We start from the raw sequence: 18,312 nt of genomic DNA on the forward strand, positions 1-18,312 counted from the left end.
TCTGATGCGCTACAACCTCAAGCGGCTCCATAGCTACAACGGCTATGAAACGCCGGTAGCCATGGAGGCAAAGCTCAAAGCGGCGGCATAAACCTTAATCGGTGTCCAAAATTACTTGACCAGATCAAGCCGGCTCCCACAGGGACAGCGCAGATCTCAAGCTTTGCGCGATCCCTGTGGGAGCTGGCTTGCCAGCGATGAGGCCCCTGCAGAAAAGCGCAGAATTTTCTGGTTATTTTTTCACCAAAACCGTAGCTTAACGTTTTGCAACAAACGTTCGAGCGAGGTGTGTGATGTCGATGGAAACCTGGTTGGCCTTCTTTGCCGCGTGCTGGGTCATCAGCCTGTCGCCGGGTGCCGGGGCCATTGCCTCGATGTCCAGCGGCCTGCAGTACGGATTCTGGCGTGGCTACTGGAACGCCCTGGGCCTGCAACTGGGCCTGATCCTGCAGATCGCCATCATCGCCGCCGGTGTCGGCGCCGTGCTTGCCGCCTCGGCCACCGCCTTCCAGCTGATCAAATGGTTCGGTGTCGCCTACCTAGTCTTCCTCGCCTACAAACAGTGGCGCGCACTGCCGATGGACATGAGCGACGAGTCCGGCGTGCGGCCGATCGGCAAGCCACTGAGCCTGGTGTTCCGTGGCTTCCTGGTCAACGTCAGCAACCCCAAGGCGCTGGTGTTCATGCTCGCGGTACTGCCGCAGTTCATCGACCCCCATGCCGCGCTGCTGCCGCAATACCTGGCGATTACCGTGACCATGATCAGCGTCGACCTGTTGGTGATGGCCGGCTACACCGGGCTGGCTTCGCGGGTGCTGCGCCTGCTGCGCACGCCGAAGCAGCAAAAGCGCATGAACCGTACCTTCGCCGGCTTGTTCATCGGCGCGGCCACCTTCCTTGCCACATTGCGCCGCGCGCCGATCTGAGTCAGTTTTGCGGTGGCCGGTCGACCAGCCCCTTGAGCAGGTCGATCGGCACCGGGAAGACGATGGTCGAGCTCTTGTCCCCGGCGATGGTGCCCAGCGTCTGCATATAGCGCAGCTGCATCGCCCCGGGTTCCTTGCCCAGCATCTGCGCCGCCTGCATCAGTTTCTCCGAGGCCTGCAGCTCACCCTCCGCGTGGATCACCTTGGCCCGCCGCTCGCGTTCGGCTTCGGCCTGGCGGGCGATGGCGCGGATCATCGATTCATTCAGGTCGACATGCTTGATCTCGACGTTGGCCACCTTGATGCCCCAGGCATCGGTCTGCGCGTCGAGCACTTCGCGGATGTCGCCGTTGAGCTGTTCGCGCTCGGCCAGCAGCTCGTCCAGTTCGTGCTTGCCAAGCACCGCGCGCAGGGTGGTCTGGGCCAGCTGGCTGGTGGCGGCGAGAAAGTCCTCGACCTGGATGATCGCCTTCTGTGGGTCGAGCACACGAAAGTACAGCACCGCGTTGACCTTGACCGAGACGTTGTCGCGGGTGATCACGTCCTGCGGCGGTACGTCGAGCACCACCGTGCGCAGGTCGACCCGCACCATCTGCTGGATCCCCGGGATCAGGATGATCAGCCCCGGGCCCTTGACCTGCCAGAAGCGCCCAAGCTGGAACACTACGCCACGCTCGTATTCGCGCAGGATGCGCAGCGCCGACAGCAGCAGTAGCATCACCAGCACAAGCAGTGTGCCGAAACCGAATTGCATGAACATCATCACTCTCCTGGCGCCGTTGGCGCGGTGGCGCTGACTTCCAACGTCACGCCGTTGCGTGCGGTCACCCGCACGTGCTGGCCGGGTTGCAGCGGCGTGGCGCACTGTGCCTGCCAGTGCTCGCCCTGGGCCTGTACCGAGCCGTGGAACGGGTTGTCCGCCTGCACGAAGGTCACCGTGACCAGGCTGCCCACCAGCCCGGCGTCACCGCTGACCAGGGCTCGGCGGCGTGCCTTGATCGCCATGCCCAGCACGCCACCGAGCAACAAGGCCGAGAGCACGGCCAGGCCGGCGATCAGCGCCAGCGGGATGCCGAAGCCGGGCGCGTCGGTGTCCATCAGGATGACGGCGCCGGCAATGAACGCGACGATGCCGCCGAAACCGACCACGCCGAAACTGGGCAGGAACGCCTCGGCGACCATGAACGCCAGTCCGAGCAGGATCAGTGCCACACCGGCATGGCTCACCGGCAGCAGCTGCAGCGCATACAGCGCCAGCAGCAGGCAGATGCCGCCGACCACCCCGCCGACCCCGGTGCCGGGGTTGATGAATTCGAACAATAGGCCGTACACCCCGATCATGATCAGGATCAGCGCCACGCTGGGGTTGGTGATCACTGCCAGCAGGCGCGTGCGCCAGTCCGGCAGGTGCTCGACCACGCTGGCCCCGGCGGTTTTCAGTTGTACGGTCTGGCCGGCGGCAACCAGGCTCTGGCCGTCGAGCTGGCGCAGCAGTTCCGGCAGGTCGCTGGCCACCTGGTCGATCACTTTCAGGCGCAGGGCCTCGCTGGCCGACAGGCTGACCGCCTCGCGCACGGCCTTTTCCGCCCAGTCGGCATTGCGCCCGCGCAGCTGGGCCAGGCCACGGATGTAGGCCGCGGCGTCGTTGACCTGTTTACGGGCGAGGGTGTCTTCGTTGGTGTCGGCGGCCTTCTCGGGGTTACCCGGCATGCCGATCTGCACCGGCGTGGCGGCGCCCAGGTTGGTGCCGGGGGCCATGGCTGCCACATGGCTGGCGTAGAGGATGTAGGTGCCGGCGCTGGCCGCCCGGGCACCGCTGGGGGCAACGTAGGTGGCCACCGGCACGGGGCTGGCGAGGATGGCCTTGATGATCTGGCGCATGGCGCTGTCGAGCCCGCCGGGGGTGTCGAGGCGGATCACCAGCAGTTGCGCACCCTGCGCCTGGGCCTGTTCAAGCCCGCGCAGCAGGTAGTCGGCACTGGCCGGGCCGATGGCGTCGTCGACGCTCAGCAGCCACACGCTGCCACCGGGCGCGGCCTGCCCGCCCGGGGCAACGCCGAGCATCAGCAGCAACAGCAACACGCGCCAGCCGTGAGCGATCACCTGTCGTCACCTTGTGGGGGCCTGTGATTGAAGTTTAGCCGTGGCCGCCTGGCTGCGGCCTAAACTTGTGGATGGGGGCGAAACCGGAGGTGCATCATGCGTATGGCCAAGACCCTTCAGCAGCGCCTGGACCAGGCCAACTGCGACTACGACATCATTTCCCACCCGCACTCGGCCACCAGCCTTGAGTCGGCCCGCACGGCTGGCGTACCGGCTGAACGGGTCGCCAAGTCAGTCATGCTCGATGACCGGCATGGCAACTACATCATGGCCGTGCTGCCGGCCAACCGGCACCTGGACATGACCGAGGTGCGCATGACCGGCGCCTGGCAGCTGACCCGTGAAAGCGCGCTACCGATGCTGTTCGGTGATTGCGAACGTGGCGCCGTACCGGCACTGGGCGATGCCTATGGCATGAAGATGCTGCTCGATTCGAGCCTTACTCGCCAGGGCGATGTCTATCTTGAGGCAGGTGACCACGATCATCTGATTCACATGAGCATGGAGCAATACTTGAAACTGGTGCCGCACGCCGAAGTGCGCGAACTGAGCTGATGCTCGCAACCAACGCCGGGCTGGCGTCGTGGACGATCGGCCCGGCCCAAGGAGTGAACCATGGAAGCGCCGATCCACAAGTTTTCCGAACTGTTCAAGCAACTGGGCCTGCCCGACGACCCTGTGGGCATCGACCAGTTCATCACCAGCCATTCCCCCCTCAAGGGTGAGGTGAAGCTGGTCGACGCACCCTTCTGGAACGATGCCCAGCGGTCGTTCCTCAAGGACAGCATCAACGAAGATGCCGATTGGGCGGAGCTGTTCGACCAGCTCAACGAGGCCTTGCGTCGCCCCCGTAAATAAAGCGCCGAGCGGCACCTGATGGGTGACGGGGCCATTGCTATGCTCAGGAAAACAACAAGGGGATGGCGCGATGAAAGATCCCTACGCACCGGGTTTCTGGTGCACCGTGACGATCCTGGGCACCCTGACCGCCGGTTACTTCTACGGTATCCGGCACACCCAGCAGATGAACCAGGCCGTGCAGTTCCTGTATGCCGCCGCCGCCGTCACCGCGGCGGTTGCCTTGTGCGGGCTGGCGTGGATCGCCTGGGAACACCTGCACCTGAACAAGCGCGAAGTCGCCCAGGGGCGAACGTTGCTGACCATCTGGAACACCAAGGTCGCCCTGCGCCGGGTCGAAACCGTGTTCGACCGCTACTTCTGGGGCAGCTACTGGCATTCCGGGCGCACCTTCGAGGAGGTCATGGGCGAGCTCAAGGGCACGCCCCTGGAGCAGAGCCTCGACGCCCTCAAGTTGCAGTGCCGCGAGCTCGACCGGGAAATCCACGATCATCAGCATCACTGGCTGGCCAATGCCCGCGACCTGTCCAGCGTGGCCACGGCCATGGCCCGTGAGCGCTATCAGCTGGACCTGTGCGACGCGCCGATACGTGATGGCGGCAATACCGCCGTGCTCAATCGCGATCTGGAAGTGCTGGTGTACACCTGGTCGGCGCGTCTGCGCAGCTTCGACCATCAGCTGGACGAGCTGGAGCGCGCCTATCACTGAGGGGTCATTCGCCGCGAATGTACTGCTCCAGCTGCTGGATCAGGTTGGCCTGCTCGGCGATGGTTTCTTTGACAAGGTCACCGATCGACAGCAGCCCCAACAGCGCGCTGCCATCCACTACCGGCAGGTGGCGCAGGTGGCGGTCGGTCATCAGTTGCATGCAGTGATCAAGTTTTTCCTTCGGCCCTACGGTGACCACGGGTGCGCTCATGATTTCACGCACCGGAGTGGCGGCCGAAGAGCGCCCTTTGAGCACCAGCTTGCGGGCATAGTCGCGTTCACTGACGATCCCCACCACCCGGTTGTCCTCCACCACCGGCAGTGCGCCGACGTTTTTCTCCGCCAGCATTTTCACGGCATCCAGTACCGAGTCATCAGGGCCGATGGTGTAGACGGTCTGATGCTGGGCCTTGGTCTTGAGGATTTGTTCGACGTTTTTCATGCGAGCCTCGGTGGGTGAAAAAGCGCTGTGTCGGAGTAAATAAAGCATCCGGCACGGCGCTCTGCACGGCAATGCAGGAAACGGCATCGAGGCGATTGAAAAACGTCATGGGCCAGACGTTGTAGTTGTAGGAGCGGCCTTGTGCCGCGAATGGGCCGCGCAGCGGCCCCAGCGATCTCGAAGAAATACCTGCAACTGGGGCGATCGGTCCGGCGCCCCGGCAAGGCCGCTCCTACCCAGGTCAGAGCTTCGGCATCTGCCCGATTCGCGCGACCATCTCGCTGACGATCTGCAGATCGAGCATGAACTGCTCCACAGTCTTGAACTCGTTGTCGTTGTGCCCGGTGTACTTCACATCCGGCATGGCCAGGCCGAACTGCACGCCGTTGGGCAGGTCATGCACCGAGGTGGCGCCGGCGGACGTGCCGAACTCATGCTTCATGCCCAGGTTTTCGCTGGCCACCGCGAGCAGGGCCTTGACCCATTCGCCCTGCGGGTTGCGGTACATCGGCTCGTCCAGGCTGTAGTCGAACGCCACTGCGGTCTTGCTCTTGGCAGTCCAGCTGTCGAGCTTGCCGGAGATCTCGCCCTTGAGCGTGTCGAGCGACTTGCCTTTGGGGATGCGCAGGTTCACCGCCAGCTTCAGCGCCTTGTCATCCACGCCGACGAAGGTCAGCGAGGTGGTCAGCGGGCCCATGAAAGAATCCTTGAAGCCCACGCCGAGCTTGTTGCCCAGGTAGTCCAGGCCCCAGTTGTCGGCGGCGTAGCGGGCGGCGTCGGTGATGTGGTTGTGCTTGAGCGGCACCTCTTTGCCCAGGCCATTGAGGAACACCAGCATGCGCGCCACCGGGTTGACCCCCGACTCGGGCTCGGAGGAGTGCGCCGACACACCGGTCACGGTCAGCAGCACCTGCTTGCCATCGACCTTGGCGTCGATGCTGAAGTTGCCACCGTTGTGTTTGACGAAAGCAGCACCGGCCTTGTTCAGGGCCTTGGCCAGGGCAGCCGGCTGATCGTCGATCAGGGTCGCCACCGAGTTGCCGGGGATCTGGTTGGTGGCCAGGCCGCCGGTCAGGTTCACCACCTCGGCGCCCTTGCCGCTGCCGGCGCGCTTGGCGAAGGTGGCCATGACCGTGCCGTAGCCTTTCTCGGCGATCACCACCGGGTAGCCGCCGTCCAGCGCCAGGTTGTAGTCGGGCGTGGCGTTGCGCTCGAAGTAGTAGGGGATGGCGTCGCCGGTGGTTTCCTCGGTGGTGTCCACCAGCAGCTTGAACTGGCGGGCCAGTGGCAGCTTCTCGTCCTTGGCCACTTTCAGCGCATAGAGCGCGACGACGATGCCGTTCTTGTCGTCCTCGGTGCCGCGGCCGTACATGCGGTCGCCCACCAGGGTGACCTTGAACGGGTCGAGCTTGGTGCCGTCGGCCAGCTTCCAGTTGGCCGGGGTGACCGGCACCACATCGGCGTGGGCGTGGATGCCGATGACTTCCTTGCCTTCGCCAAGGGAGATCTCGTAGACGCGGTTGTCGATGTTGCGGAAGGCCAGGCCAAAGCCCTCGGCCAGGGCCTTGATCTTGTCGGCGATCTTGAGGAACTCGGGGTTCTCGTGCTGCTCCACGCCTTCTTTACGATAGGTCGGGATCTCTACCAGCTCGCGCAGGGTTTCGGTGGCGGCCTTGCCGTACTTGATACGGGTGTACAGGCCCAGCAGGCGGTTGATCTCGTCCTGCTGCTCGACAGCCAGCGGCTTGCCGGCCAGGTACTGCTTGAGGGTTTCGTCGAGCTTGTCGGCCTTGGCCAGGTCACTGCCGGCCAGCTTGCCGAGGAATTGCTTGAAGTCGGCCGGGTCGCTGCCGTCGTAGGCTTTGATGATGGCAGCGGATTGTTGCTGGGACAGGTTGGCCTGGGCCGGGATCGAGAACATGGCCAGGCTGGCCAGCATCAGGGAAGCGGCGGAGAGCTTGGTAAAAGGCATGGTCGTGCGCATTCCTTTGCAAGTGTTGGAGGGTGCCCGTTCACGTAAACGGGAAGACGCCAACGCTAACACCAAAGACCATCTTCGCGGGAGAGGTGGCATTGTGCATCCATGCATGAATCCCTGTGGTGGCGCACGCCAAGTTCAATTTAATAACAAAAATGCGTATCATTATCGCTGTTTGTAATAAGCATTGCGTTATCGAGAAGGATCCTCATGTTCATGAAATACCTAGCACCCCTGGCCGGGGTGTTCGCCCTTGCCCTGTCCTGCATCGCCCCAGCCCAGGCCCGGGACGATGGTACCGACCACTCCGTTACCCTTGAGAAGGTCGTCCAGGCCTACACCGTCCAGGCCGACGGCAGTTTCCAGCTGGACGTCGAAACGGTCACCCGTATCAACGAGGAGCGGGCCATCCAGGCCAAGGCGCAGCAGCCGCTGAGCTACAACCGTTCGTTCGAGACCCTGGAGGTCGTCGAAGCATTCACCCGCAAGCCCGATGGCCGCACGGTCAAGGTGGAGGCCTCGCAGATCAAGGAGCAGCAAGAGCAGGCGTCGTCCTTCGCCCCGATGTTCCAGGACTCGCGGGTGAAGGTGGTGATCTTCCCCGAGGTGGCCATCGGCGACCAATTGGTGCTGCGCTACAAGCTGCAGCGCACCACCGCGCTGTTCCCCGGGCAGTTCGAAGACATCACGGCGCCGGATTTCCATCCGGTGAAGCAATTCACGCTCAGCTACGACCTGCCGGCGGATATGCCGCTGTACGCCGATGCGCGCGGTTTCAAGGCGTCGGCACCCAAGGTTGGCAAAGGCCGCAAGGTCCATCGCTGGGACTTCGTGCCCACCGAGCGAGCGCGGACCGAAGCGGGCTCGGTGTCCTACCTGGACTATGGCCAGTACCTGGCGGTGTCGACGTTCAAGGAATATTCGGCGCTGGCTACCGCTTACCAGGCCCGCGCCGGGGTGGAGGTAACGCCGGCCATCGCCGCCTTGGCCGGGGAGCTCACGGCAAACCTGCCCGGCGCACGGGAAAAGGCCTTCAAGCTCAGCGACTGGGTACGCGAGAACATCCGCTACGTGGCCGTCTATGTCGGCCCTGGCGGCGTGGTGCCCCATTCGGCGCAGAGCGTGCTGGACAACCGCTACGGTGACTGCAAGGACCATGTGGCGCTGCTGGAGGCACTGCTCAGGGCGGCCGGGATCGAAAGCTCGCCCGCCTTGATCAACCTGGGCAACGCCTACACGCTGCCCAAGGTGCCGACGCTGGGCGTGCTGAACCACGTGCTGACCTACATCCCGAGCCTGGATCTGTACCTGGACTCCACCGACCCCTCCATCGCTGCCGGTTACCTGCCCCTGCCGGACCTGGACAAGCCGGTGCTGCTGACCGCCTCGGGCGTGCTCGGCAAGACCCCGGCCAGCCAGCTCAACAAGCAGTCGGGCGAGATGCTGTTCAAGGTCCAGGGCACGGGTGCCGCGGACTTCACCAGTGCCTCGGTCATCGAGGGATGGGCCAGCGAGTTCAGCCGCTACAGCGCCAAGTCGATGAAGCCGGCCGACCTGGACCGGATCGTCGAGCAGGTACTCAATGCCTATGGGCAGCGGGGCAGCGGCAAGATCCTGATTCAACCTTCGCTGGCACCCGAGCACTTCCGTAGCACGGTCGAAGGGCGCACCGAGAACCTGGTCAACCTGCCAGGCCCGGTCGGGGTGCAGGCTTTCAGCAGCCTGGTCGGTGGTATCGCGCAGACCGTGTACGGCTTCGCCGCTGAAAACGAGCGTACCCAGGCGTTCATTTGCCTCACCAATGAAGCGGTGGAGCAATCGCGCTTCGAGTTCCCTGCCGAGGTCACCATCCTGGCCACGCCCAAGCCGGTTGCCGTACAGAATGCCAGCTTCGACTACAGCGCCCGTTACACCCGCGATGGCAACGCCGTGGTCATCGAGCGCCGCCTGCGGTTCAAGCACCCGAAAGCGGTGTGCACCCCGGAGGAATTCAAGGTGATGAAGCCGTCCATCGAAACCATGGTCAAGGACCTGCAGGGGCAGATCATCGTGCAGGCCAGCTGAGGTGGCACACGGCAACGTGCGTTGACCTGATAGGTACAAACAAGCCCCGCCGGAGATATCCGAGCGGGGCTTCTTGTTGCTCTCCCCGGTGCAGGGGCGTTGGGGGCAGCGTGATATTCATGGGGCACTCGGCGGGATTCGAACCCATGGCCCCTGCCTCAGGCAGGGGACCGGTGACGCGCAGGCTCTACCACTTGTAGGTCAGTTCGGCGATCACGCTGCGGCCTTCGCCCAGGTTGCACGCCTGATAGAAGAAGCACGAGGCGACGTAGTACTTGTCGGTCAGGTTGTTGACGTTGATCGCTGCCTGGGCGCCGCGCAGGCTTGGGTCGAGCTTGCCCAGGTCGTAACGCACGGCAGCGTCATACAGGGTGTAGGACGGCACCTTGAAGGTGTTCATGCTGTCGCCGAAGGTCCAACCGGTGTAGCGCACGCCAAGACCGACGCTCAGGCCCTGCAGCGGGTCGAACGGGATGGCGTAGTCGGCCCACAGCGAGGCCAGTTTGGCCGGAGCCTTGTAGGGGCGTTTGCCTTCGTTGCCATCATTGCTCTTGGTGATCTTCACGTCGCTGTAGGACAGCGAGCCGATCAGCTTCAGGTCTTCCATCACGGTGGTGATGGCTTCCAGTTCCACACCCTTGGAGCGGATTTCGCCGGTCTGGATGCTGTTGAACAGATCGTCCGGGTCGGTGGTGACTGCGTTCTGCTTGGTCAGGTCGTAGGCCGACAAGGTGATCTGGGTGTCGGTGCCTGGCGGTTGGTAGCGCACACCCACTTCATACTGCTTGGCGGTTTCCGGCTCGAAGGGCTTGCTGCCACGACCAGGGCCGGTGGTGCCGACAACCGGGTTGAACGACTCGCTATAGCTGACGTACGGCGCGAAGCCGTTGTCGAACAGATAGACCAGCCCGGCGCGGCCGGTGAAGTCATGCCAGTCCTGGTCGGCAGTCTCGATGTCGGTGAAGCGGTCTTCGGTGCGTATGCGTGCACGGTCCTCGCGGCCGCCTACGGTCAGCACCCAGCGATCCCATTTGAGCTGGTCCTGGAAGTAGTAGCCGATTTGGGTGGTGCGCTGCAGGTTGTTGACCCAGCTGGCGTTGACCGAGGTGTCTACCGGGCTGCCATAGGTCGGGTCGAACACGTTGATCGGCGTGGCGTTGCCCCAGCGCTCGTTACGCACCGACTTGCTCCAGCTGTAGTCGATGCCGAACAGTGCAGTGTGGGAGACCGGGCCGGTGTCGAAGCTGGCCTGCAACTGGTTGTCCAGTGCCAGGTGGCTGCCGTAGGCGTGGCGGATCTGCCACTGGCGGTTGATCGAGGCGCCGGGGACGCCATCGGGGCCGGTGATCAGGCCGGTCGAACTGGCACCGAAGGAGCGTGCCAGGTAGTTCTCCTGGTTGTCGAAGTCGGCCCAGCGCACGTTCTGGCGCACGGTCCAGGTGTCGTTGAATTCATGACTGAACTCGTAGCCCAGCGAGGTGCTTTCGACTTCCTCGAAGTCGAAGCCCGGCTCGCCGACGAAGCGGTCCATGGGCACCTTGCCGTAGGGGCTGGAGCCGTTGACGGCGGCCCAGGGGATGGTGGTCGGGGCCAGGGCCTTGTTCTTCTGGTACGACGCCAGCACGGTCAGGCTGGTCTGGTCGTTTGGGCGCCAGGTGAAGCTGGGGGCGAGGTAGCCGCGATCGTCGTCGGTGTGGTCGTACAGGCCATCGGCCTCGCGGCCCAGGCCGACCAGGCGGTACATCAGGGTCTTTTCGTCGTCCAGGGCGCCGCTGACATCGAACTTGGCCTGGCGACGGTGGCCGTTGCCGACGGAAACGCCGATCTCGCCACGGTCATGGTCGGTGGGGCGCTTGGAGATCGAGTTGACCATGCCGCCAGGCTCTGCCTGGCCATATAGGATCGAGGTCGGGCCCTTGAGCACTTCGACGCGCTCCATGCCGTAGGGCTCTTCGCTGAACATGCCGAAGAAGCCCAGCGGGCGCAGGCGCAGGCCATCGCGGTAGGTGAGCGAGATGGCGTAGCCACGCAGGAAAATGTTGTCGGCGGCGTTGCTGGCGCCGCCACCGTCGGAGCGCACGCCCGAGGTGTAGCGCAGTGCCTCGTCCAGGCGCTGCACGCCCATGTCGTCCATGCGCTCGCGGGTCACCACCGAGATGGCCTGGGGGTTCTCCAGCATCGAGGTGTCGGTCTTGGTGCCAGTGGCGGTGTGGCGGGCAACATAGCCGTCTACCGGGCCCCAGGCGCTTTCAGTGCTCGCCAGGGCGGAAACGGTGCTGGGGGCGAGGGTGAGCACATCGCCAGCGGGCTGCAGGCTGTAGTTGCCGCTTGCGTTCGACAGCAGCTGCAGGCCACTGCCCGCGAGCAACAGTGCGAACCCCTGCTCCACGCTGTAGCGGCCCTGGAGCCCCTGGCTGCTCTTGCCGTTGGTCAGCCCGGCGTCGAATGACAGCACCACGTCTGCTTCGTTGGCGAAACGACTGAGGACGGCGCCCAGCGGGCCGGGGGCGATGGCATAGGTTTTCACCACCTCTGCGGCCTGGGCCTTGCCGGCATCACTGAGCAGCGGCTGGACGAAGCCGGTATGCAGGCCCAGGGTGACCGCGAAGAGGGCGAGGGCTAGGGGTTTGCGGCGATAGTGCTGGTGAGTGGTCAGATGTGGCATGTCGGCTCCTTCAGATGCCCGATGAGGCGGTTTGCAGAAGGTGTCGAGCGAGCGCCGGCAAATCGACAATCGAGAATGAAAAATATTTTCAATTGAATGCATCCCGTACAGGGTTCCCCTTCGCCCCGACTGGGGAGCGCGCGATGCACGCGAAGAACTGGCCAACAAAAAACGCGCGCGCAAGAACCCGACGGTTTGCGCGCTTGCACAGGGTTTCAGCCCTGTGGCAGCAGCCTGATCCAGTAGCGCGTGCGGGTCTCGATACGCACCGGCAGGGCCTGCGCGATAGCCGTCAGGGCGCGATCGGTGTCATCCAGCGGGTAGGCACCGGACAGGCGCAGATCGGCCACCGGGTCGGCGCATTCGATAAAGCCGGGGCGGTAGCGTTGCAACTCGGCCAGCACGCGGTCCAGGCGCCAGTTGTCGATCACCAGGCGCCCCTCGCTCCAGGCGGCCAGATCCGGCTCGGCCGGCCGGGGGCTTGGCAACGGGCCGGCATCGAAGTCGAGCTGCATGCCTGCTTCCACTCGCACTTCCTGGGCACCCGGCACATTGCGCACGGCGACCGCATGTTCGAGCACGTTGAGTGCGGTGTGATTGTCGTACTGGCGCACGCTGAAGCGCGTGCCCAGGGCGCGCATCTCGCCGTGGGCGCTGCGCACCTTGAACGGGCGCGCATCCTGGCCTGTTTCGATGAGGATCTCCCCGGCCTGCAGGACAATCAGCCGCTGCGCCGGATCGAAACGGATGTCCACGGCGCTGGCGGTGTTCAGGGTCAGGCGGGTGCCGTCGGCGAGGGTCAGGCTGCGCCGCTCGCCCGTGCGGGTGCGCAGGTCGGCAAGCCAGACCGGCGATTGCCGGTAACCGCTCCAGGCCAGGCCGCTGACACCGAGGCTGAGCACCAGGCCCTTGAGCAGGGTACGCCGTGTCGGTTGCGCCACGCCGCTGGCCAGCGCGTGTCGCGCCAAGGGGCCGGGCAGGCCGTGCAATTCAGCCTGCAAGCGCTCGAGGCGTTGCCAGGCCCACTGGTGCATTTCATGTTGCTGGTGCCAGGCCTGCCACTGCTGGCGGGTTTGCGCGCACTGCGGTGCCGCGCCGAGGCGGGCGTGCCACTGGGCCGCATCGCGCAGGGCCAGGCGTTGCTCGGCGCGGTTCATCCTTCGGCATCCAGGGCGAATAACAGGCACTGCTCAGTGGCTTTGGCCATGTACTTGGTCACCGAACTGACCGACACGCCGAGGCGCTGGGCAATTTCGGCATAGCCCAGGCCGTCGAGCTGGGCCAGCAGGAAGGCCTGGCGCACGCGAGGGCCAAGGCCATCGAGCATGGCGTCGAGTTGCAGCAGGGTTTCCAGCATCAGCATGCGCTCTTCCGGCGAACACGCCTGTAACTCCGGTTCACCAGCCAGGGCTTGCAGATAGGCCTGCTCCAGGCTGCGCCGACGCAGATGGTCGACCATCACCCGCTTGGCCACGATGGCGAGGAAGTGGCGCGGCTCGCGCAGCGGGTGGGCCACACTGCCGACGATCAGGCGCACGAAGGTGTCGTGGGTGATATCGGCCGCACGCTCGCGATCACCCAGACGCCGGCGCAGCCAGCCCAGCAGCCAGCCGTGGTGGTCGCGATAGAGATCGTGCAGATCCTGCGAGGGTGGTACTTCGGGGAATGTCATGGACATCCGCCCTCCATGCGCGCTGAATGCAAATAAGAATTTGTCGCAAGCTTACGGGAGCGCAGAGGGATTGGGAATGGTCCGACGGTGGAGCAGGTGAGGGTACGACGATACGGGATGCCAGCGGTTGACGCTTGAGCGCTTCGAGTCGTTTGGTTTTCCGCTGGGCTGAATAACCCTGGGACAGGCCCCTTGTGACACAAGGGAAAGAAGATGGCGCACTCGGCGGGATTCGAACCCACGACCCCTGCCTTCGGAGGGCAGTACTCTATCCAGCTGAGCTACGAGTGCAACGGGCCGCATGATACCCATCTGTGTCGGTGGCGTCCATCGCCTTGATATGAGGGTGTTTTTCCAACGTTATCCAGCGCGGGTCCAGCCTCACTGGCACCGATCTATTCATATGCGATATCGGTATTTCTCATCGCCGGCTTATGCCCGCTATCTTCTGGTCACAACTTGTTATAACAAGTCAGCCGACAGAGATGACCATGGCCGAACTGCTCCCGCTTTCTCCCGTACCGCTCTACACCCAGCTCAAGGAACTGCTGCGCGAACGCATCCTCGACGGCAGCTACCCCCCGCACAGCCGCATGCCCTCGGAGAGCGAGCTGGGCAAGCTGTTCGATGTCAGCCGTATCACCGTGCGCCAGGCCCTGGGCGACCTGCAGAAGGAAGGCCTGATCTTCAAGATCCATGGCAAGGGCACCTTCGTCGCCAAGCCCAAGGCGTTCCAGAACGTCAGCACCCTGCAGGGCCTGGCCGAGTCGATGACACAGATGGGCTACGAAGTGCTCAACCGCCTGCGCAGTTTTCGCCATGTGCCGGCCACTGCCCTGGTGGCCCAGCGCCTGCTGGTCGAGGAGGGCAGCCTGGTTACCGAGATCCGCCGCGTGCGCCTGATCAACCGTGAGCCGGTGTCGCTGGAAATCACCTGGCTGCCGCACACCGTCGGCGAGAAGCTGGAGAAGGCCGACCTGGTCACCCGCGACATCTTCCTGCTGCTGGAGAACGACTGCGGCCTCGCCCTTGGCCATGCCGACCTTGCCATCGACGCGGTGCTCGCCGACAGCGACCTGACCCAGGCGCTGGAGGTGGAGGAAGGCTCGCCGATCATGCGCATCGAGCGCCTCACCCACACCGCCGACGGCACCCCGCTGGACTTCGAACACCTCTACTACCGCGGCGACGCGTTCCAGTATCGCCTGCGCATCGACCGCCAGAAGGGAGGCAAGGCATGAGCATCCAGACCCAGGACTACGACATCGTCGTCATCGGCGGCGGCACCGCCGGGCCCATGGCCGCGATCAAGGCCAAGGAGCAGGACAAGAGCTTGCGCGTGCTGCTGCTGGACAAGGCCAACGTCAAGCGCAGCGGTGCCATCAGCATGGGCATGGACGGCCTGAACAACGCCATCATCCCCGGGCATGCCACGCCCGAGCAGTACACCAAGGAAATCACCGTCGCCAACGACGGCATCGTCAACCAGGCCGCGGTGCACGCCTATGCCACCAAGAGTTTCGAGACCATCGAGCAACTCGACCGCTGGGGCGTGAAGTTCGAAAAGGACGAGACCGGCGACTACGCGGTGAAGAAGGTCCACCACATGGGCGCCTATGTGCTGCCCATGCCCGAAGGCCATGACATCAAGAAGGTGTTGTACCGCCAGCTCAAGCGCGCCCGGGTGGAGATCAGCAACCGCATGGTCTGCACCCGTGTGCTGCTCGATGCCGAGGGCGCGGCGGCGGGAGTGCTCGGTTTCGACTGCCGCAGCGGTGAGTTCCGGGTAATCCGCGCCAAGGCGGTTGTCCTTGCCTGCGGCGCCGCCGGGCGCCTGGGCCTGCCGTCTTCGGGCTACCTGATGGGCACCTACGAAAACCCCACCAATGCCGGCGATGGCTATGCCATGGCCTACCACGCGGGTGCCGAACTGGCCAACCTGGAGTGCTTCCAGATCAACCCGCTGATCAAGGACTACAACGGCCCGGCCTGCGCCTACGTCACCGGCCCCCTGGGCGGCTATACCGCCAACAGCAAGGGCGAGCGCTTCATCGAGTGCGACTACTGGAGCGGGCAGATGATGTGGGAGTTCCACCAGGAACTCGAAGGCGGCAACGGGCCGGTGTTCCTGAAGCTCGATCACCTGGCCGAGGAAACCATCCAGAACATCGAGGAAATCCTGCACAGCAACGAGCGCCCCAGCCGTGGCCAGTTCCACGCCGGGCGCGGCACCGACTACCGCCAGCACATGGTCGAGATGCACATCTCCGAGATCGGCTTCTGCTCCGGGCATTCGGCCTCGGGGGTGTGGGTCAACGAAAAGGCCGAGACCAGCGTCAAGGGCCTGTACGCCGCCGGCGACATGGCGGCGGTGCCGCACAACTACATGCTCGGTGCCTTTACCTATGGCTGGTTCGCCGGGGTGAATGCCGCGCAGTACGTGGCCGGGCGTGAGTTCGCCGAGGTCGATGCGCAGCAGGTCGAACGCGAACAGGCGCGGGTGTTCGCGCCGTTGCAGCGTGAGCACGGCCTGCCGCCGGCCCAGGTCGAGTACAAGCTGCGGCGCATGGTCAACGACTACCTGCAGCCGCCCAAGGTGACCAAGAAGATGGAAATCGGCCTGGCGCGCTTCGCCGAGATCGAACGTGATCTTGAACAGATGAAGGCCAACAACCCCCATGAGCTGATGCGTGCCATGGAAGTCTCGGTCATCCGCGACTGCGCCGAGATGGCCGCGCGCGCTTCGCTGTTCCGCCAGGAGAGCCGCTGGGGGCTGTACCACCACCGGGTCGATTTTCCCGAGCGCAATGATGGCGAGTGGTTCGTGCATTGCCATCTGAAGAAGGGCGAGGACGGTGAAATGACCAGCTTCAAAAAACCGGTCGAGCCGTACCTGATTGCCCTGGATGCCGAAGAACAGACCGCGTATGACCGGCTGCGGGTGAAGGCTGACGCGGCGTGAATGGGGCCGCTGTGCGGCCCTTTCGCCGGCAAGCCGGCTCCCACAGGGTACGCATAGCGCTTTTGTGGGAGCTGGCTTGCCAGCGATAGGGCCAGCAGCCCCGGCGATGAACCATAAAGAGGGCCAAAGGCCCCAAGGACCCCGTGAAAATGGCCTACCAACCCCAGGAAATCTTCTTTCGCAGCAGCGCCCCGGTAACCATCGACGAAGACAAATGCATCGCCGAGAAAGGCTGCACGGTCTGCGTCGAGGTCTGCCCGATGGACCTTCTGGCCATCAACCCGGCCACCCAGAAGGCCTACATGGCCTTCGACGAATGCTGGTACTGCATGCCCTGCGAAAAGGACTGCCCCACCGGCGCGGTGAAGGTCGATATCCCGTACCTGCTGCGCTGAACCCGAACCCCCCGCCATCCGGCCGAACCACCGGACGCCCACCTGCGATGCCCCTCGTTTCCCACCACCCATGCCGGGCGGCGGAGACGACCTCATACCTATAAACGATTCGAGGGGAACACCCATGCGCCTTGTAGCAACCGTGGCCAGCCTTGCGCTGGCAATCACTGGCCTGAACGCCAGCGCCGAAACCATCCGTATCGCCATCGGCACCCAGGACACCACCATCAACTGCGCCACCGGCGGCCTGCTGATCCGCGAGCTGGGCCTGCTCGACAAGTACCTGCCCCATGACGGCAAGTACAAGGACGCCCAGTACCAGGTCGAGTGGAAGAACTTCACCAGCGGCGCGCCGCTGACCAACGAGATGGTCGCCGGCAAGCTCGACTTCGGCGCCATGGCCGACTTCCCCGGCTCGTTCAACGGTGTCGCCCACCTCGACGCCGGCAAGCGCAGCCTGTTCATCAGCGTGCTGTCCGGCAGCGTGCATGGCAGCGGCAATGGCATCGTGGTGCCGGCCGCCTCCAGCGTGCAGTCGCTGGCCGAGCTCAAGGGCAAGACCATCTCCGTGCCGTTCGCCTCCACCGCCCACGGCATGCTGCTGCGCGCGGTCGCCGCCCAAGGCTGGGACCCGCAGAAGGACGTGAAGATCATCGCCCAGGCCCCGGAGATCGCCGGCTCCGCCTTGCGCAGCAACCGCATCGAGGCCCATGCCGACTTCGTGCCGTTCGCCGAGCTGTTCCCCAACCGTGGCTTCGCCCGCAAGATCTACGACGGCGCCCAGGCCAACGCGCCGACCTTCCATGGCGCGCTGGTGGACGCCGACTACGCGAAAAAGTACCCGGAAGTGGTCACCGCCTACCTGCGGGCGAGCCTGGAAGCCGACCGCCTGATCGCCGCCGAGCCCGAGAAGTACAGCGAGCTGATCGAGAAGGTCACCGGCATCGAGGCCGAGGTGAACTACCTGTTCCACGGCCCGCTCGGCCTGCAGACCCGCGACCTCACCTGGAAACCCGAGTACCGCCAGGCCGTGGCCACTTCCATCGACACCCTCAAGCTGCTGAAGAAGACCGACCGGGGCCTGGACACCGCGCATTTCATCGACGACCAGTACATCCGCAGCGCCTACAAGCAGGCCGGGCTGGACTACGACAAGGCCCTGAAAAACTACGACCCGCTGCCACTCAAGGCCAATGATGCCGCGACCGGCAAGCCCATCACCGACTTCAGCCGCCTGGCGCAGATCTGGGTGCGCGGCGAGGACAAGGTGCGCCACTATGCCTCCCCGGAAGCCGCGCTCAGCGCCCTGGCCCAGCTGGAGCAGGAGGGCAAGGACATCCGCGCGATCTACGCCCAGGCCGCCGACAGCGGCATCAAGCTGCTGGCCAACCAGGCCTGGTTCGTGCGCAACGGCCAGGGCCAACTGGCGGCCTTCCTGCTCAAGGACCAGGCCGAGCAGTATGCCAAGGCCCATGGCGGCGAGGCGCTGGACTTCGTCCATGCCAACCAGAAACTGCTGGCCCAGCGCTGACCGGGAG

The 18,312-nt window shown here is 64.4% G+C and carries 16 protein-coding genes and 1 tRNA gene; 9 read left to right on the forward strand and 8 right to left on the reverse strand.

Features of this window, described 5'->3' with window-relative positions; genetic code table 11:
* Positions 1-293: 293 nt before the first annotated feature.
* Positions 294-926: a LysE family transporter gene (locus L6D77_RS19665; RefSeq protein ID WP_153785567.1), complete on the forward strand. Its 633-nt coding sequence runs from the start codon at positions 294-296 to the stop codon at positions 924-926.
* A gap of 1 nt (position 927) precedes the next feature.
* Here L6D77_RS19665 and L6D77_RS19670 read toward each other — a convergent pair whose 3' ends face one another.
* Together L6D77_RS19670 and L6D77_RS19675 are read right to left on the reverse strand one after the other, a co-directional pair.
* A complete protein-coding gene (locus L6D77_RS19670; RefSeq protein WP_373870605.1) occupies positions 928-1,686 on the reverse strand; it encodes a slipin family protein in 759 nt (252 codons plus the stop codon).
* Positions 1,687-1,688: 2 nt separating this feature from the next.
* Complete coding sequence (locus L6D77_RS19675; RefSeq protein WP_232883178.1) at positions 1,689-3,029, reverse strand: NfeD family protein; 1,341 nt, start codon at positions 3,027-3,029, stop codon at positions 1,689-1,691.
* A 96-nt stretch (positions 3,030-3,125) separates the two neighbouring features.
* Between L6D77_RS19675 and L6D77_RS19680 the strand changes: the two genes are divergently transcribed.
* The 3 genes from L6D77_RS19680 to L6D77_RS19690 all read left to right on the forward strand — a co-directional run bounded on the left by L6D77_RS19680 (position 3,126) and on the right by L6D77_RS19690 (position 4,596).
* Positions 3,126-3,584, forward strand: a complete 459-nt coding sequence (locus L6D77_RS19680) for an aminoacyl-tRNA deacylase (RefSeq protein ID WP_232883179.1) — start codon at positions 3,126-3,128, stop codon at positions 3,582-3,584.
* A gap of 60 nt (positions 3,585-3,644) precedes the next feature.
* Positions 3,645-3,887: a DUF2789 domain-containing protein gene (locus L6D77_RS19685; RefSeq protein WP_232883180.1), complete on the forward strand. Its 243-nt coding sequence runs from the start codon at positions 3,645-3,647 to the stop codon at positions 3,885-3,887.
* A 70-nt stretch (positions 3,888-3,957) separates the two neighbouring features.
* Positions 3,958-4,596 carry an NADH:ubiquinone oxidoreductase subunit N gene (locus L6D77_RS19690; protein WP_153785570.1) on the forward strand — a complete coding sequence of 213 codons (639 nt, stop codon included), beginning with the start codon at positions 3,958-3,960 and terminating at the stop codon, positions 4,594-4,596.
* A 4-nt stretch (positions 4,597-4,600) separates the two neighbouring features.
* Here the strand turns inward: L6D77_RS19690 and L6D77_RS19695 are convergent, their stop codons facing one another.
* Positions 4,601-5,038, reverse strand: a complete 438-nt coding sequence (locus tag L6D77_RS19695) for a CBS domain-containing protein (RefSeq protein WP_232883181.1) — start codon at positions 5,036-5,038, stop codon at positions 4,601-4,603.
* Positions 5,039-5,279: 241 nt separating this feature from the next.
* A complete protein-coding gene (locus L6D77_RS19700) occupies positions 5,280-7,010 on the reverse strand; it encodes a dipeptidase (RefSeq protein ID WP_232883182.1) in 1,731 nt (576 codons plus the stop codon).
* A gap of 222 nt (positions 7,011-7,232) precedes the next feature.
* Here L6D77_RS19700 and L6D77_RS19705 point away from each other — a divergent pair, with 222 nt between their 5' ends.
* Positions 7,233-9,080: a DUF3857 domain-containing transglutaminase family protein gene (locus L6D77_RS19705; protein WP_232883183.1), complete on the forward strand. Its 1,848-nt coding sequence runs from the start codon at positions 7,233-7,235 to the stop codon at positions 9,078-9,080.
* Between the two features lie 187 nt (positions 9,081-9,267).
* On the opposite strand, the gene L6D77_RS19710 is transcribed toward L6D77_RS19705, so the two are convergent.
* The 4 genes from L6D77_RS19710 to L6D77_RS19725 all read right to left on the reverse strand — a co-directional run bounded on the left by L6D77_RS19710 (position 9,268) and on the right by L6D77_RS19725 (position 13,708).
* Positions 9,268-11,745, reverse strand: coding sequence for a TonB-dependent siderophore receptor (locus L6D77_RS19710; RefSeq protein WP_232883184.1), 2,478 nt, complete (start codon positions 11,743-11,745; stop codon positions 9,268-9,270).
* Positions 11,746-11,960: 215 nt separating this feature from the next.
* Complete coding sequence (locus tag L6D77_RS19715; protein WP_232883185.1) at positions 11,961-12,902, reverse strand: FecR domain-containing protein; 942 nt, start codon at positions 12,900-12,902, stop codon at positions 11,961-11,963.
* Complete coding sequence (locus tag L6D77_RS19720) at positions 12,899-13,417, reverse strand: sigma-70 family RNA polymerase sigma factor (RefSeq protein ID WP_232883302.1); 519 nt, start codon at positions 13,415-13,417, stop codon at positions 12,899-12,901. The genes L6D77_RS19715 and L6D77_RS19720 overlap by 4 nt, the downstream gene beginning before the upstream one ends.
* 214 nt (positions 13,418-13,631) lie before the next feature.
* Positions 13,632-13,708: transfer RNA gene (locus tag L6D77_RS19725), tRNA-Arg, on the reverse strand.
* Between the two features lie 200 nt (positions 13,709-13,908).
* Between L6D77_RS19725 and L6D77_RS19730 the strand changes: the two genes are divergently transcribed.
* From L6D77_RS19730 to L6D77_RS19745, 4 genes are all read left to right on the forward strand, one after another.
* Positions 13,909-14,658, forward strand: coding sequence for a GntR family transcriptional regulator (locus tag L6D77_RS19730; protein WP_232883186.1), 750 nt, complete (start codon positions 13,909-13,911; stop codon positions 14,656-14,658).
* On the forward strand, positions 14,655-16,379 hold the full coding sequence (locus L6D77_RS19735) for a fumarate reductase/succinate dehydrogenase flavoprotein subunit (RefSeq protein WP_232883187.1): 1,725 nt from the start codon (positions 14,655-14,657) through the stop codon (positions 16,377-16,379). The genes L6D77_RS19730 and L6D77_RS19735 overlap by 4 nt, the downstream gene beginning before the upstream one ends.
* 149 nt (positions 16,380-16,528) lie before the next feature.
* The gene (locus L6D77_RS19740) at positions 16,529-16,774 is read left to right on the forward strand and encodes a 4Fe-4S dicluster domain-containing protein (RefSeq protein WP_008096634.1); all 246 of its coding nucleotides are present in this window, start codon (positions 16,529-16,531) and stop codon (positions 16,772-16,774) included.
* A gap of 124 nt (positions 16,775-16,898) precedes the next feature.
* Positions 16,899-18,305: an ABC transporter substrate-binding protein gene (locus L6D77_RS19745; RefSeq protein ID WP_232883188.1), complete on the forward strand. Its 1,407-nt coding sequence runs from the start codon at positions 16,899-16,901 to the stop codon at positions 18,303-18,305.
* Positions 18,306-18,312: the final 7 nt, after the last annotated feature.

The sequence above is a fragment of the Pseudomonas parasichuanensis genome (genome assembly GCF_021601385.1).
Taxonomy (GTDB): Bacteria; Pseudomonadota; Gammaproteobacteria; order Pseudomonadales; family Pseudomonadaceae; genus Aquipseudomonas; species Aquipseudomonas parasichuanensis.

Bases quoted from the DNA above. Each gene is read 5' to 3' on its own strand.
- L6D77_RS19730 (WP_232883186.1), top strand. From the start codon at position 13,909: ATGGCCGAACTGCTCCCGCTTTCTCCCGTACCGCTCTACACCCAGCTC.
- L6D77_RS19740 (WP_008096634.1), top strand. From the start codon at position 16,529: ATGGCCTACCAACCCCAGGAAATCTTCTTTCGCAGCAGCGCCCCGGTA.
- L6D77_RS19715 (WP_232883185.1), bottom strand. From the start codon at position 12,902: ATGAACCGCGCCGAGCAACGCCTGGCCCTGCGCGATGCGGCCCAGTGG.
- L6D77_RS19705 (WP_232883183.1), top strand. From the start codon at position 7,233: ATGAAATACCTAGCACCCCTGGCCGGGGTGTTCGCCCTTGCCCTGTCC.
- L6D77_RS19670 (WP_373870605.1), bottom strand. From the start codon at position 1,686: ATGTTCATGCAATTCGGTTTCGGCACACTGCTTGTGCTGGTGATGCTA.
- L6D77_RS19690 (WP_153785570.1), top strand. From the start codon at position 3,958: ATGAAAGATCCCTACGCACCGGGTTTCTGGTGCACCGTGACGATCCTG.
- L6D77_RS19695 (WP_232883181.1), bottom strand. From the start codon at position 5,038: ATGAAAAACGTCGAACAAATCCTCAAGACCAAGGCCCAGCATCAGACC.
- L6D77_RS19745 (WP_232883188.1), top strand. From the start codon at position 16,899: ATGCGCCTTGTAGCAACCGTGGCCAGCCTTGCGCTGGCAATCACTGGC.
- L6D77_RS19720 (WP_232883302.1), bottom strand. From the start codon at position 13,417: ATGACATTCCCCGAAGTACCACCCTCGCAGGATCTGCACGATCTCTAT.
- L6D77_RS19710 (WP_232883184.1), bottom strand. From the start codon at position 11,745: ATGCCACATCTGACCACTCACCAGCACTATCGCCGCAAACCCCTAGCC.
- L6D77_RS19700 (WP_232883182.1), bottom strand. From the start codon at position 7,010: ATGCCTTTTACCAAGCTCTCCGCCGCTTCCCTGATGCTGGCCAGCCTG.
- L6D77_RS19680 (WP_232883179.1), top strand. From the start codon at position 3,126: ATGCGTATGGCCAAGACCCTTCAGCAGCGCCTGGACCAGGCCAACTGC.
- L6D77_RS19665 (WP_153785567.1), top strand. From the start codon at position 294: ATGTCGATGGAAACCTGGTTGGCCTTCTTTGCCGCGTGCTGGGTCATC.
- L6D77_RS19685 (WP_232883180.1), top strand. From the start codon at position 3,645: ATGGAAGCGCCGATCCACAAGTTTTCCGAACTGTTCAAGCAACTGGGC.
- L6D77_RS19735 (WP_232883187.1), top strand. From the start codon at position 14,655: ATGAGCATCCAGACCCAGGACTACGACATCGTCGTCATCGGCGGCGGC.